This is a genomic window from Microlunatus flavus, from assembly GCF_900110855.1.
GTDB classification, from domain to species: Bacteria; Actinomycetota; Actinomycetes; order Propionibacteriales; family Propionibacteriaceae; genus Microlunatus; species Microlunatus flavus.
Window position 1 is genome coordinate 83464 of record NZ_FOFA01000012.1, and the last position, 13696, is coordinate 97159.

Annotated in this window: 13 protein-coding genes; 7 read left to right on the forward strand and 6 right to left on the reverse strand. The window is 75.3% G+C overall.

Features of this window, described 5'->3' with window-relative positions; genetic code table 11:
• The first annotated feature begins 34 nt into the window (after positions 1-34).
• Complete coding sequence (locus tag BMY04_RS20875; RefSeq protein WP_091186389.1) at positions 35-880, forward strand: SDR family oxidoreductase; 846 nt, start codon at positions 35-37, stop codon at positions 878-880.
• A 238-nt stretch (positions 881-1118) separates the two neighbouring features.
• The gene (locus BMY04_RS20880; protein WP_091186393.1) at positions 1119-1535 is read left to right on the forward strand and encodes a DUF3592 domain-containing protein; all 417 of its coding nucleotides are present in this window, start codon (positions 1119-1121) and stop codon (positions 1533-1535) included.
• 15 nt (positions 1536-1550) lie between these two features.
• Here BMY04_RS20880 and BMY04_RS20885 read toward each other — a convergent pair whose 3' ends face one another.
• The gene (locus BMY04_RS20885) at positions 1551-2243 is read right to left on the reverse strand and encodes a response regulator (protein WP_269766242.1); all 693 of its coding nucleotides are present in this window, start codon (positions 2241-2243) and stop codon (positions 1551-1553) included.
• Positions 2240-3517 carry a sensor histidine kinase gene (locus BMY04_RS20890; protein ID WP_198410323.1) on the reverse strand — a complete coding sequence of 426 codons (1278 nt, stop codon included), beginning with the start codon at positions 3515-3517 and terminating at the stop codon, positions 2240-2242. Before BMY04_RS20890 ends, BMY04_RS20885 begins: the two co-directional genes overlap by 4 nt.
• 159 nt (positions 3518-3676) lie before the next feature.
• Between BMY04_RS20890 and BMY04_RS20895 the strand changes: the two genes are divergently transcribed.
• Together BMY04_RS20895 and BMY04_RS20900 are read left to right on the forward strand one after the other, a co-directional pair.
• Entirely contained in the window at positions 3677-4018 is a 342-nt protein-coding gene (locus BMY04_RS20895) for an SHOCT domain-containing protein (protein ID WP_091186404.1), read from the forward strand.
• 93 nt (positions 4019-4111) lie between these two features.
• Positions 4112-5152, forward strand: coding sequence for a LacI family DNA-binding transcriptional regulator (locus BMY04_RS20900; RefSeq protein WP_091186408.1), 1041 nt, complete (start codon positions 4112-4114; stop codon positions 5150-5152).
• Between the two features lie 114 nt (positions 5153-5266).
• Here BMY04_RS20900 and BMY04_RS20905 read toward each other — a convergent pair whose 3' ends face one another.
• Positions 5267-5881, reverse strand: a complete 615-nt coding sequence (locus BMY04_RS20905; RefSeq protein ID WP_232506553.1) for an LON peptidase substrate-binding domain-containing protein — start codon at positions 5879-5881, stop codon at positions 5267-5269.
• 165 nt (positions 5882-6046) lie between these two features.
• Complete coding sequence (locus BMY04_RS20910) at positions 6047-7258, reverse strand: Gfo/Idh/MocA family protein (RefSeq protein ID WP_091186502.1); 1212 nt, start codon at positions 7256-7258, stop codon at positions 6047-6049.
• A 131-nt stretch (positions 7259-7389) separates the two neighbouring features.
• Here BMY04_RS20910 and BMY04_RS20915 point away from each other — a divergent pair, with 131 nt between their 5' ends.
• On the forward strand, positions 7390-8412 hold the full coding sequence (locus BMY04_RS20915) for a LacI family DNA-binding transcriptional regulator (RefSeq protein WP_170854258.1): 1023 nt from the start codon (positions 7390-7392) through the stop codon (positions 8410-8412).
• A 131-nt stretch (positions 8413-8543) separates the two neighbouring features.
• On the forward strand, positions 8544-9407 hold the full coding sequence (locus tag BMY04_RS20920; protein WP_091186505.1) for a DUF3097 domain-containing protein: 864 nt from the start codon (positions 8544-8546) through the stop codon (positions 9405-9407).
• A gap of 540 nt (positions 9408-9947) precedes the next feature.
• Here BMY04_RS20920 and BMY04_RS20925 read toward each other — a convergent pair.
• Both BMY04_RS20925 and malQ read right to left on the reverse strand, forming a co-directional pair.
• Positions 9948-10598 (reverse strand): NADPH-dependent F420 reductase, encoded by a 651-nt coding sequence (locus BMY04_RS20925; RefSeq protein WP_170854259.1) that lies wholly within the window; start codon positions 10596-10598, stop codon positions 9948-9950.
• Between the two features lie 128 nt (positions 10599-10726).
• Positions 10727-12892, reverse strand: coding sequence for a 4-alpha-glucanotransferase (gene malQ / locus BMY04_RS20930; RefSeq protein WP_091186418.1), 2166 nt, complete (start codon positions 12890-12892; stop codon positions 10727-10729).
• A 220-nt stretch (positions 12893-13112) separates the two neighbouring features.
• Between malQ and BMY04_RS20935 the strand changes: the two genes are divergently transcribed.
• Positions 13113-13688, forward strand: coding sequence for a hypothetical protein (locus tag BMY04_RS20935; protein WP_091186422.1), 576 nt, complete (start codon positions 13113-13115; stop codon positions 13686-13688).
• Positions 13689-13696: the final 8 nt, after the last annotated feature.

Genomic DNA, 13696 nt, shown 5'->3' on the forward strand with positions numbered 1-13696 from the left:
GAGCGGACCGACCGGCGGGGCTATCGTCCGGAGCATGATCCTGGTGACGGGGGCGACGGGCAACGTCGGGCGGCAGGTCGTGGAGCAGCTCGCGGCGGCCGGCGAGCCGGTCCGGGCGCTGAGCCGCCACCCGGAGCGGTCACGCTGGCCCGACGGCGTGGAGGCCGTCGCCGGCGACCTCGTCGAGGGGGTGCCGGCGGAGGCGTTCACCGGGGTCCGCGCGCTGCACCTCTTCCCCGCTCCCGAGGGCGTCGAGGCGGTGGTCGCAGCGGCGAAGGCCGCCGGGGTCGCCCACGTGAGCGTGCTGTCCTCGCTGTCCGCGAGCTGGGAGTCCGACAGCCCGCTGCAGCGCCGCCACACCGACGTCGAGCGGGCGGTCGAGGCCTCCGGCCTGGGCTGGACGATGCTGCGGCCGGGCATGTTCATGACCAACACGCTCGCCTGGGCGCCGGCCGTCCGCGCCGGCGAACCGGTCCGGGCGCCCTACGGCGACTCCGTCGCGGCCCCGGTGCACGAGGCCGACATCGCGGCCGTCGCCGTGGCCGCGCTGCTGCACCCGCAGGCCCATGCGGGGGCGGCGTACGAGCTGTCGGGACCCGAGGCGCTGAGCCAGCGCGACCGCGTGCGGATCCTGTCGGAGGTGCTCGGGCGCGAGGTGCGCTTCGAGGAGCAGGACCGCGACGAGGCCCGCGCCGACCTGCTCCGCAACCCGTGGATGAGCGCGCAGCTGGCCGACTCCCTGCTCGACATGCAGGAACGCGCGGTCGGCGTCCGCGAGGGCCAGGTGCTCCCCGCCGTCGAGCAGGTGCTCGGCCGCCCCGGCCTCCCCTTCGCCCGGTGGGCCGCCGACCACCGTGAGGCGTTCGCACCGGTCGGCTAGTCCCCAGGCTGCCTGGGACCAGGCTCCGGACGCCGACCACGTCGTGGCCCTTCGACAGGCTCAGGGAGCGTCCTCGGGCACCTTCGACAGGTTCAGGAGCCTCCTCGGGCGCTCGACCACAGGAACGCTCCCTGAGCTCGTCGAAGGGCCTCGTCAGAGGTCAGCGTTCTCGACCTCGACCGTCGACCGGGTCAGCGGCATACCTTGCGGACCCGCCGGGACCGTACGCTCACGTGCCGTGACGTTCACGCAGATCGGCGGGCTGATCTCGCTCGGGATGCTGCTGCTCGGCGGCTACCTCCTCGTCTCGGGCATCCGTACGGTGCGCAGGGCCGGGCTGCGGCGCCGGACGTGGCGCTCCTACCCGGGCGAGGTGGTCGGGAGCCGGCTCGACGGCGAGCAGACGCGCTGCCAGATCGGCTACCGGCGCTCGGACGGCACCAAGGTGGTGTTCTGGAACTCGTTCACCTCGACCGTCGTGCGGAACCCGGTCGGCCGCCCGGTGCTCGTGCTGGAGAACCCGGCCGACCCGCACGAGGCCGTCGTCGGCGGCGGCATCGTCAGCGGCGACCTGGTCGGCACCATCTTCGCCGTGATCGGCGGGGTCCTGGCCGTGGTCGGGGTGCTCGTCGGCACCTTCGTGCTCAGGCGTTAGCGCCGGACCGCGCGCTCAGCGCACCAGCCCGGACTGGTACGCGATCACCACGAGCTGGGCGCGGTCGCGGGCCCCGAGCTTGGTCATCACGCGGCTCACGTGCGTGCGGGCCGTCGCCGGGCTGACCACGAGCCGCGCGCCGATCTCGTCGTTGCTCAGGCCCTCGCCGATGAGGGCGAGCACCTCGCGCTCGCGCTCGGTCAGCTCGCCGAGCCGTTCGTGACCGCGCCGCGCCGGACCCCGGCCGGCGAAGGACGCGATGACCCGGCGCGTCACCGAGGGCGACAGCAAGGACTCCCCGACGGCGGCGAGCCGGATCGCCCGGAGCATGTCGGCGGGTTCGGAGTCCTTGACCAGGAACCCGGCGGCGCCGGCCTGCAGCGCGTCGAAGACGTGCTCGTCGGTCTCGAAGGTCGTCAGCACCACCACCCGTACGCCGGCCAGCGCCGGGTCGGCCGCGACCGCACGCATCGCCTCGATCCCGTCCAGCCGCGGCATCCGGATGTCCATCAGAGCCACGTCGGGGCGGGTGCGGCGCAGCAGGTCGAGGGCGGCGCGGCCGTCCTCGGCCTCGCCCACCAGCTCCAGGTCGTCCTCGGAGTCGACCAGCGTGCGCAGGCCCATGCGCACCAGCGGCTGGTCGTCGACGACGACGACCCGGACCCGCCTCGCCCCTCTGGCGGGGACGAGCTCGTCCGGCCCGCTCACGACGCGCTCGCGGGCTGCCCGGCGAGCGGGCCGTCGGGCCGGGCCGGTGCCGGCAGCGGCAGGGCGGCCCGGACCACGAGCCCGCCCCGCGCACCGGGACCGACCTCCACCCCACCGCCCAGCGCGGCCGCCCGCTCCCGCATGCCCCGGACGCCGTTGCCCTCGCGGAACCCGCGCGGTCCGGGACCGTCGTCGGCGACCTCGACCACGAGCACGTCGGGCCGACGCTGGACCAGGACCTCCGCCCGGGCGTCGCCGGCGTGCCGCACCACGTTGGTGAGCGCCTCCTGCACGATCCGGAACGCCGCCGCGTCGACCGCCGCCGGCAGCGCGGGGCCGGGGACGGGCACGCCGTCGACGTCGATACGGCGACCGGCCGCGCGCAGGGCGCCGACCAGGTCGGCGAGGCGGTCGAGCCCGGCGGTCGGCGTCCGCGGCTCCCCCGCCGGGTCCCGGAACATCCCGAGCGTCGTCCGCAGCTCGGCCAGGGCGTCGCGGCTGGAGCGCCGGATGGCCTCCAGCGACGCCGTCACCTCGGGCGCCACCGCGGCGCCGGTCGCGCGCTGCTTGTCGAGCACGTGCAGCGCCACGCCGGCCTGCATCGTCACCACCGACAGGCTGTGCCCGACGACGTCGTGCACCTCGCGGGCCACGCGCAGCCGCTCCTCGTACGCGGTCCGCCGCAGGTCCTCGGCCCGCTCGCGGCGTTCGGCCTCGCGCCGCCCGCGGCGCAGCAGCACGAGCAGCGGCGGCAGCACGGCGAGGGCGAGCGCCATCAGCAGCTCGGCGTAGAGGACGGGGTCGAGCGCGCCGAGGTAGGGCTCGGCGTGGTGCGCGGCCAGCACCACCGGCACGAGCAGGGCCAGCAGCCACGCCCAGCGCCGCACCGGCAGCGTCACCGCCATCGGGTAGACGGTCAGGCCGAGCGCGAGCAGCGCGGGCGCGGAGAACGTCGCGCTGCCGAAGAAGACGCCCACCCCGACCGCGCTCGCCACGAAGGCCGCCCGCGGCCACCGCCAGCGCAGCGCGACGCCGACGGCGAGCAGCACGAGCCCCGGCAGCGCGGTCCAGGCGACGGCGGCCGCGGCCGACTGGGGCCCGGGAGCCGTCGGGGGCTGCCAGGGCCCGCGCGGGCCGGGCCCGTAGCGTCCGTCGACGTCGTGGCCCTCGGCGTCGGGACCCCGCCAGCCGACGTGCACGCCGGCCCAGCAGACGACGAGGATCCCCAGCCCGAGCAGCGCGTTCAGCAGCAGCACCCGGCGCGACCGGTTCACGGCGCTGCTCCTCGGGTGTGGACCACGACCACCGAGGCTAGGCGAGACGGGCCCCGTCCACATCCCCCGCCGCACGTACGACGCGTACGTCAGCGGGCGTAAGCGAGGTGTCGCCTGCCGCCCGATGTGCGTCGGGCCCGGACGACCCAGGGTGGGGACATGCCACCGAACGCACCCGGACCCGGCTTTCCCGACGCCGCCGCCCAGCACGCCCAGTGGGCCGCCCACGGCGGACCCTTCCCCTTCCTCGGAGGTCTGATGTTCCTGCTGCTCCTGCTCCTCCTCGGGGCGACCCTGTTCTACCTGCGCCGCAGCGGACGCCTCGGCGGGCCCGCGCTGGCCGGCCGGGCGAAGAGCCCCGAGCACGAGGCCCGCGAGATCCTCGCGACCCGGTTCGCCACCGGCGACATCTCCAGCGACGAGTTCCTCGAGCGGGCCAGCGTCCTCAACTGGACGCCCGGCGTCGAGCCGCTCCCGGCGCCGCGCGCGAAGCGCCGCTGAGCGGCCGGGACCCGGGCCGCGCGACGTCCCACCGGGACCGTCCCCGCGCTGCGGGGACGCCCGGACGGCCCTGCCGCCGCTAGAGTCCGACGGATGGCCAGGGTGACCCTCAAGACGGTGGCGACCGCGGTCGGCGTCTCGCCGGCCACGGTCTCCAACGCCTACAACCGCCCCGACCAGCTGTCGGCCGAGCTGCGCGAGCGCATCCTCGCCGTCGCGGCGGAGCTCGGGTTCACGGGGCCGGACGCCGCGGGCCGGGCGCTGCGGACGGGACGTTCCGGGGCGGTGGGCGTGCTGCTCACCGGCCACCTCTCGTACGCCTTCTCCGACCCGTACGCCGTCGCGCTGCTCGCCGGGCTGGCCTCGACGGTGGAGCGCACGACCTCGATCGTGCTGCTGCCGCTCCCGCACGACGAGGACGGCGAGCCGGACCTGTCGGTCGTCCGCTCGGCCAGCATCGACGCGCTCGCCCTGCTCTCCCTCCCGGCCAGCCACCCCGCCGCGGCGCTCGCCCGGGCGCGGGGCATCAGCCTGGTGACGACCGACCGCGTGGACGACCCCGACGCCAGCTGGGTCGCGATCGACGACCGGCGCACGGGGACGCTCGTCGGGGAGCACCTGGCCGGGCTGGGCCACACCGACGTGCTCGTCGTCGCACCCACCGACGAGGGGCCCTCGGCCACCGAGGTGACGCTCGTCGACCCGCCGCGGATCGACTACGCCGACTACAGCGCGCGCCTCGCCGGCCTGTCCGACGCGCTCGGCGGCCGGATCACGATGGTGACCGCCGGCGTGAACGACTTCGCCTCCGGCCAGCAGGTCGCCGCGTGGCTCCTGGGCCGCGACGCCCTGCCGACGGCCGTCGTCGGCCTCAGCGACGTCCTCGCCCTCGGGGTGCTCGAGGGCCTGGCCGCGGCCGGGGTCGACGTGCCCGGGTCGGTGTCGGTGTGCGGGTTCGACGACATCGCGGCGGCCGCACCGCGCGGCCTGACCACGGTCCGCCAGCCGATCACCGAGCGCGGCCGCGAGATCGGTCGGATGCTCCTCGACCCGCTCGAACCGCCCCGCCAGGTCCTCATGGACGTCGAGCTCGTCGTCCGCACCAGCTCCGGTCCCGCGCGCTCCGCCCGCTGACCTCCCCACCCTCGCCGACCGGTAGGTCGCCGGGCGCGACACGCCGGTCACGAGCGCGGCAACCTACCGCTCGCGGGGGCTGGGCGGCTCGTCGGACGCGCGCCGGGCAGGCGCTCAGTCCTCCGCGTCGGGCCAGGGCGCCGAGAACTGCACCGCGGCGTCGCGGGTGAGCTCGATGGTGCGGTTCAGCAGCTCCTCGGCGGAGGCGGAGCGCAGCAGGGTGAGCCGGTCGAGGTCCCCCAGCGGCGCGACGCCGGCGAGCTGCCAGCAGCGCGGCAGCGGGTCGTCGGCCAGCTCGACGTCGGGCGACCAGCCCGTCGCGGCGAACTCCGACGCCTGGGCGAGCGTGCTCCGCACGACCCGCTCGGTCTCGGCGAGCAGCGGCAGGAGCGCCTCGTCCCAGACCAGGTCGTCCAGCTCGCGGACCTCCGCCCGCGGGTACGGGGTGCCCTCGAGCCAGCCCTCGACCTCGAAGCGCCGCCCGCCCTGGGCGGCGAGGCCGACGACGCCGTCCTCGGCCGCCACCTGCAGGATGTCGGCGACGGTGCCCACGCCGAAGCGGTGGTCGCCCCCGCCGACCTCGAAGCCGCGCTCGATGAGCACCACCCCGAACCGGGCGTCCTCGGCGGCCACGAGCTCGGAGAGCATCAGCAGGTAGCGCTCCTCGAAGACCCGCAGGTGCAGCGGCATCGCCGGGAGCAGGACCGAGCCGAGCGGGAACATCGCCATCGCGACCACGGGTCCACCCAACCAGCCCTCGCACGGCCGCGACGGTGCGGGCCGTCAACCGCTCCCCCGACCTCCGCCCCTTCTCCGCGAAACGCTGACGGACGACGGCCGATCGCGTCGAACCGCTGTCGTCCTTCAGCGTTTCGTGGGAAGGGTGCCGCTGGCTCAGCCCCAGCCGGGGTCGGCCGGGCCGTCGCCGAAGTCGGGCACGGGCAGCCGTACGCCGTCGGCGTTCGCGGAGTCCCACGCGACGATGCCCGGCAGCGTGAACCGCGCCGCGCGCCAGGCGTTGACCGGCGGCTGCGTGCCCGTCGTCACCGCGCGGACGAAGTCGTCGGCGAGGAAGTGGTGGCTGCCCTCGTGACCGTTGGGCGCGCCCTCGAACTCCGCGGGCAGCCGGCTGGTGTCGTGCACCTCGGCCAGCCCGGACTCGAAGCTGTGCCGCAGCGCGGGGTCGAGGCCCTCGAGCACGGTGGGGTCGATCGCGCGGCCGCCGTGCGTGTAGGTCCGGAACAGCTCGCCGATGTCGGAGATCTCGTCGCGCGTGCTCCAGGAGGCGCCGGTCGAGGTCTGCTCCATGACGCCGTCGGTCCCGTAGAAGCGGAACCGGGACTCGTGCACCCGCCCCGGGTGTCCGACGCGACGGAACTCATTGGTGCGCATCGTGCCGCCGTCGGCCAGCCCGAAGAGCGCGGTCATGTTGCTGAACTCGTTGCCCCACAGCGACACCTCGGCGTCGAAGACGCCGTCGCCACGGTCGTCCTTGATGCCGATGCACGACACCGAGGTGGCGTGGGTGGGCAGCGCACCGAGCACGCCGCCGACCGCGTGGGTCGGGTAGAGCATGGGCGGGTACGACGCGGTCGCCTTCCAGCCCTCGCCCCCGCTGAACTGGTACGCGGCGTAGAAGCCGTTGTCCATGTCGTGCACGTAGTCGCCCTCGGAGTAGAAGACGCGCCCGAACGCCCCCTCGGCGTTCTGCTGCCGCGCCCACACGACGGCGGGGTTGTAGTAGCTGGTCTCGCCCATCATGTAGACGAGCCCGGTCTCCTCCACCTTGCGCACGATCGCCTCGATCTCGTCCACCTTCAGCGCCATCGGCACGGCGGAGTAGACGTGCTTGCCGGCGTCGAGCGCCTTCAGCACGAGCTCGGCGTGCGTCCAGCGCTGCGTGAACACCGCGACCGCGTCGACGTCGGAGGCGATCAGGGCGTCGGCGTCGGGGTACGACCCGGCGACGCCGTAGCGCTCGACGTGCGAGGCCGCCCGCTCGGGCACCAGGTCGGTGACGTAGATGTCCCCCACCCCCGGGTGGCGCTGCCACAGCCCGATGAAGCTCCCCGCGAACTGCCCTGTCCCGATGACGCCGATCTTCACGCGCCCGTCCTTCCACCCGTGGTCCCCGACGCCGCCGCTGCTGCGCCGGTGCACAATCTAAACGATTAGACGCCGACCGCACCTCGCGGGCTGCGTGTCGTGCCGGACCGAGGCAGGAGAGGGTGGGCGCCGTGGCCGCGACGCAGGACCCCGCACGGCGGGCGACCGCCGCGGAGGTCGCGCGCCTCGCCGGGGTGAGCCCCGCGGTGGTGAGCTACGTCGTCAACGACGGGCCCCGCAAGGTGGCCCCGGCGACCGCCGAGCGGGTGCGCGAGGCCGTGCGCCGGCTCGGCTACCGGCCCAACCGCGCGGCCCGGGCCCTGCGGCGCGGGACGACCGGGATCGTCGGCCTGGTCATCCCGCGCGTGGCCAACCCGTTCATGGCCGAGCTGTCCGAGGCGGTGCAGGCCGCCGCCGAGCGCCGCGGGCTCGCCGTGCTCGCCGCCGGCTCCGGCAACGACCTCGGCGTCGAGCGCCGGCTGCTGCAGACCCTGCCGCGCCACGGCGTCGACGGGCTGGTCGTCGCCACGGTGATGGGCCACCACGACACCGCGCCGCCCGTACGGCCCGACCTGCCGACCGTCTACCTGAACGCCCCCTTCGCCGTCCCCGGGTGCGCCGCCGTCGGCCCGGACGCGACGCAGGGCGCCCGCCTGGTCGTCGACCACCTCCTCGGGGTGCACGGGCACCGCTCGGTCGCCCTGGTCACCGGCGAGTCGGGGGCCCGGACCGCGGGGGCGCGCGAGCTCGGGTGGCAGCAGGCCGTCACCGAGCACGGCGCGCGACCCGGCCCCGTCGTGCGGGTGGCTTGGGACCGGCCCGGCGGCAGCGCCGCGGTGGAGGCGCTGCTCGGCGCCGGGGCGCGGCCGACCGCGGTCTTCGCGACGTCCGACGCGCAGGCGCTCGGCCTGCTTCACGGCCTGCGCGCGGCGGGCGTGCGGGTGCCGGAGGAGGTCGCCGTCGGCGGGTTCGACGGGGTCGAGGACGGTGCGTACGCCGCCCCTCCCCTGACCACGGCGCACCAGCCGGTGCTGGCCATGGCCGAGGCCGCCCTCGACGCCCTCGAGCAGCCGGGCGGGCCCGGCGAGGGGCACGCGCTCTTCGGCCTGGACCTCGTCGTGCGCCAGTCCTGCGGCTGCACGGCGACGACCTGAGCGGCGCCGACGGGATCGGCCGAAGTTCTGCGCGGTTGACCACCCCTGGGGTGGTCAACCGCACAGAAGTTCGGCGGACTCGCGCGGCGCCGCTCCCGACCCGGCCGCGGGTGCGCTCCTACGCTGCCGCGGTGAGTCCTCACGACCGTTACGCCGGCGACGTCCTGAGCGCAGGGTGGAACGCGCCACGCAAGCCCGTGAGCGCGCCGCAGACCCTCGAGCGCGGGCTCGTGGTGGAGGAGCCGACGTCCGGCTTCGTCGGGGCCGTGCTGCGCTGGGAGAACGGCCTGGTCGTCCTGGAGGACCGCCGCGGCAAGATCCGCAGCTTTCCCCTCGGCCCGGGCTTCCTGGTCGAGGGGCGTCCGGTGACGCTCCAGGCCCCCGTGCGCGCCCCCGCCCAGGCCGCACGCCGCACGGCGTCCGGGTCCGTCACGACGCCCGGCGGCGACAAGGCCAAGGTCGCCCTGCCGAGCCGCATCTACGTCGAGGGCCGTCACGACGCCGAGCTCGTGGAGCGGATCTGGGGCGACGACCTGCGTCACGTCGGCGTCGTCGTCGAGTACCTCGGCGGCATCGACGACCTCGCGGGCGTGGTGGAGGAGTTCGCGCCGGGTCCGGGCCGCCGGCTCGGCGTGCTGGCCGACCACCTCGTGCCCGGCAGCAAGGAGACGCGGATCGCCCAGTCCGTGGAACGGGGCCGGTACGGCGCGTACGTCCGGGTCCTCGGCCACCCCTACGTCGACGTCTGGCAGGCCGTGAAGCCGGAGCGCGTCGGCCTCAAGCGCTGGCCGGACGTGCCGCGCGACGTGGAGTGGAAGCACGGCATCTGCGAGGTGCTGCGGCTCCCCCATGCCGACCAGGCCGACATCGCCCGCGCCTGGCAGGCGATCCTCGGCCGCGTCCGCAGCTGGAACGACCTCGAGCGGCCGCTGCTCACCTGCGTGGAGGAGCTCATCGACTTCGTGACCGCGGACCACGTGCAGACCGACACCTGAGACCAATTCTTGTCGGCTGGGAATGACGCGGGCGCCGTCGCCCGCGGAACTTCCCCACGCCTGCCGCGTCGGACGAGCCGGGCTGCCAGGCTTCTCGCCACCGGCGTGCGCGCCGGTGACGACTCCGTCCCGGGTGCCCCTCCCCGCCCGGGACGGATCCTCGTGGGCCCGGTCCCGCCGCCGACCGCGGTCGCGCCGGCGGGGCTGGGCACCGCTCGAGGTGCGGCTCCGGGGAGGCTCGACCGGCCGTCCCACGAGGGACGGGTCGGGCACGAGGTGGGCCAGGCGGGACGGACGCTCGGGGGTTCATCGCGCCCCGCCTGGTCGACACAAGAAAACCGCATCGACCGGCTATTCGGCAGGACATCGGCTGTCATCTGGCGGTCATGTCCGAAAGAGGACACCAGGCAGGTGGCCTCGGAGGCACACCGGGGCCGGGACGTGCGTCCCGGCCCCGGCTGGTTGCCCTCGGACCCCCCGACAGCACCGCTTCGCGCATACCCCGCATCGACGGCCTCAAACCGCCAGGCGCGGACGACCTCAGGCGGCGACGAGCGCCCGCGAACGGTCCGCGGCCGGCCGGGCGACGAGCCGGCGCAGGGCACGGGCGTCCAGGGCCCCGTCGAAGACGGGCGTGCCCAGGGCGAAGGCGGACCCCCGCGCCAGGGGCCCCGCGTCGACCGCCTGGAAGCCGAGGCTGTCGACGAACGCGGCAACCGTGCGTACGGCGCTCCGGTCGTCACCCGCGACCGCCAGCGCTCGCCGCGGCGAGGCGCCGACGAGCGGTTCGTCGTCGAGGTCGTGGTAGCCGACGTGGTTGAGCGCCTTGACCACCCGCGCGCCCGGCAGGTGGCGCTGCACCCGGGTGCTGCTGGTCCGCGACGCGTCGGCGGCCGACGGGCCGCCGGAGGGCCAGTCGTTCATCGCGTCGACGACGACGTGCCCGGCGAGGACCGCCGGGTCCAGCTGACGGTGCGCAGCGAGCGGGAGCGCCAGCACGACCAGGTCGGCGCCGTCGACGGCGTCCTCGAGGGTGCGGGCGACGGCCCCGGGCACCTGCGCGGCGACCCGGGCGCGGAAGGCCGGCGAGTCGTCCCGCCCCGCCAGCCGGACGCGGTGCCCCGCGGCGACGGCACGGCGGGCGAGCGCGGAACCCAGCTTGCCTGCCCCGACGACGGCGACGACGCTCACGTGTCCTCCTGCGGTCTGCCTGCGCACGAGGCCCGGACGGCCCCTGCAGTTGATCATTCAACTACATGAGGGACCGGCTTGTTCCCGCGGGGCCGGCCGGAGCACACGGGTCCGCGGCGCGGCGGGTTTCAGCCCTCGAAGACCGCGAGCAGCGAACGGACCCGGGGGCTCACGAACACGTCCTCGAGGTGGACCGGACGGCCCTCCGGGTCGGTCAGGGGGACGCGCCAGTTCGGGTACTCGTTGGTCGTGCCGGGCTGGTTCTGGGCACGGCGGTCGCCGACGGCGTCGGTGAGCGCGACGTTCAGCAGGCGGGACGGCGTCAGCGTGAGGTAGCGGTGCAGCGCCCGTACGGTCTCCTCGACGTCGGCGCCCTCGGCCAGCACGCCGTGGGCGCGGAGCGCGTCGAGCCAGGCCGCCCGTTCCGCCTCGTCGAGGGCGAGCTCCTCCTCGAAGGGCCGCGTGAGCACGCCCAGCCGCTCGCGCAGACGGACGTGGTCGCCGGCGAGGTAGGCGGTTGTCGGCGGCAGGTCGTGCGTCGTCACCGAGGCCAGGCAGTACTCGCGCCACAGCTCGGGCGCCAGCGGGCTGCCGTCGCCGTCGAAGTCGAACTCGAACCACAGGATCGAGGTGCCGAGGATCCCGCGCCCGCGCAGGTCCTCGCGGACCCACGGCTCGACCGTGCCGAGGTCCTCCCCCACCACGAGCGCCTCGGAACGGTGCGCCTCGAGGGCGAGGATGCCCACCATCGCCTCGTGGTCGAGCCGCACGTAGGTGCCGGCCTTCGGCCCGAGGCCCTGCGGGATCCACCACAGCCGGAACAGGCCGATCACGTGGTCGACCCGGATCCCGCCGGCGTGCCGCAGGATCGTCGACACCATCGCCCGCCACGGCTCGTACGCCGCCTCCGCCAGCCGGTCGGGGCGCCACGGCGGCTGGCTCCAGTCCTGGCCGTGCTGGTTGTAGGGGTCCGGCGGGGCGCCGACCGTGATGCCCCGCGCGTACGTGTCCTGCAGGCTCCAGGCGTCGGCGCCGCGCGGGTTCACGCCGACGGCGAGGTCGTGCATGACGCCCAGCCGCATGCCGGCGCGCAGCGCGGCGGCCTGGGCGCCGTCGAGCTGCTCGTCGAGGACCCACTGCAGCCACGACTCGAAGCCGACCTCGTCGTCGTGCTCCTGCGCCCAGGCGCGGACGGCCGCGCCCTCCGGGTGGCGCAGGTCCTCGGGCCAGGTCCGGTGGTCGGGGCCGTGCTCGGTGGCGATCGCGGACCAGGTGGCGAAGTTGCGCAGTCCGTCGCCCTCGCGGGCCCGGTACGCGGCGAAGGCCGCCTCGCGCCCCGGGGTGCGCGGCACCGCGAACAGCGCGCGCAGGGCCGCGCGCTTCGCCGTCCACGCGGCGTCCCGGTCGATGACGTCGACCCCGGCGAGGCGGGCGTCGAGGTCGTCGCGCAGCCGCGCGGTCTGCGCGCGCACCGCGTCCGGCGCGGTCGCGTGCTCGGGGATGCGCTCGACGCGCAGGTACAGGGGGTTGGCGAAGCGGCGCGACGTCGGCAGGTAGGGCGAGGGTTCCAGGGGCGGGACCGGCTCGGCCGCGTGGAGCGGGTTCACGAGCACGTAGTCCGCGCCGCTGCTGGCGGCCGACCACACCGCCAGGTCCTCGAGGTCGACGAGGTCGCCGACGCCCCACGACTGCGCCGACGTGACGCTGTAGAGCTGGGTGGCGACGCCCCAGGCCCGCCGCTCCCCGACCGACGCCGGGAAGCCCAGCCAGCTCGGGGTGACGATCAGCGCCATGGCGGCCTCGTGCACGTCGCCCGCCGCGCCCGTGCTGCGCGCGCGGAGCGTGTGGTAGCCGAGCGGGAGCGCGGCCGGGACCTCGAACGTCGCCTCGCCCACGGTCCCGCCGCCCGGGTAGGGCCCGTCGACGTGCCGCGCGGGGCTCCAGTTCTCGAGCTGGTGCAGGTGCTCCCACACGCCGCCCGTCTCGAGGTCGATCCAGACCTCCAGCGCGTCGCCGTCGCGGACGTGGACGTGCACGTGGCCGGTGCGGCCCGAGCGGAGCGCGAGGACCGGCGGCAGCATGCGGGTCCACGGCTCGAGCTCGCGCGCGGCCAGGGCCTGCGCCGCGGCCTCCGGGGTGCTCGCGTCGACGTCGAGGGCCGCCAGGACGGCCTCGACGGTCTGGCGACCGACGACGACGTGCTGGCCCTGCCAGTCCCAGTACTCCGTCGCGATCCCGTACGCGTCGGCGAGGGCCTGCAGCGTCGGGTCCGGGGTCTGCTCGGGCTCGCTCACGGGCCACCATCATGCCGTCCGCGACCGCCGGCGTGGCGGGTGGCAGCCGCGCGACGACGAGCAGCCGATCTCGGCGCCGAGGAATTTTCCTAGCCCTGCAAGAAAAGCCTGGATCGTTCGAGGATAAATATGTTCACTCGCGTGTGAAAGTACTCGACGTCGATTAGCCTTCCTCTCCTCGGGGGCCCAGGTACCCACCCGGACCCAAAGGATCCACCTCATGTCCTCCCTGCTCGGCACCACCCACCCTCCCCTCGCCACCGGCGTCAGCAGCCGTCGGAGCACCCGCGGCCTGGCCGCCGCGGCCGTCGTCGGCCTGCTCGCCGCCGCTGCCGGGGCCCTGCCCGCGTCCGCCGCGCCCGGTGACCAGTCGGCCGACACCACGGTCGCGAACGTCGCCGTGAGCTCGGCGATCACGCTCCAGGGGCTGACCCCGTCCTTCACGCTCACCGGTCTGCCCGGCGACACCGTGGCGGAGCTCAGCGCCGTCGCCTACACCGTGCTGACCAACAACGTCGGTGGCTACAACGTCACCGTCCAGGCCGACGCCCCGGCGCTCACGCCGGCCGGCACGTCGGCCGACACCATCCCGGTCAGCAACCTCGCGGTGCGTCCCAGCGGCAGCGGCGGCGCCTACACCGCCGTGAGCGCGACCAGCCCGATCACCCTGCACGGCAGCGGGACGCGGTCCGACGTCGAGGGCGACGACTACGCCGACGACTACCAGATCGACATCCCGTTCGTGGCGGACGACACCTACTCGGTGACGTTGAACTACATCGCCACGGCCTCCTAGGTCGGAAG

Excerpts from the sequence above, each read along its gene's own strand:
- BMY04_RS20935 (WP_091186422.1), top strand. The coding sequence starts at position 13,113 with ATGTCCTCCCTGCTCGGCACCACCCACCCTCCCCTCGCCACCGGCGTC.
- BMY04_RS20875 (WP_091186389.1), top strand. The coding sequence starts at position 35 with ATGATCCTGGTGACGGGGGCGACGGGCAACGTCGGGCGGCAGGTCGTG.
- BMY04_RS20905 (WP_232506553.1), bottom strand. The coding sequence starts at position 5,881 with ATGGCGATGTTCCCGCTCGGCTCGGTCCTGCTCCCGGCGATGCCGCTG.
- BMY04_RS20900 (WP_091186408.1), top strand. The coding sequence starts at position 4,112 with ATGGCCAGGGTGACCCTCAAGACGGTGGCGACCGCGGTCGGCGTCTCG.
- BMY04_RS20895 (WP_091186404.1), top strand. The coding sequence starts at position 3,677 with ATGCCACCGAACGCACCCGGACCCGGCTTTCCCGACGCCGCCGCCCAG.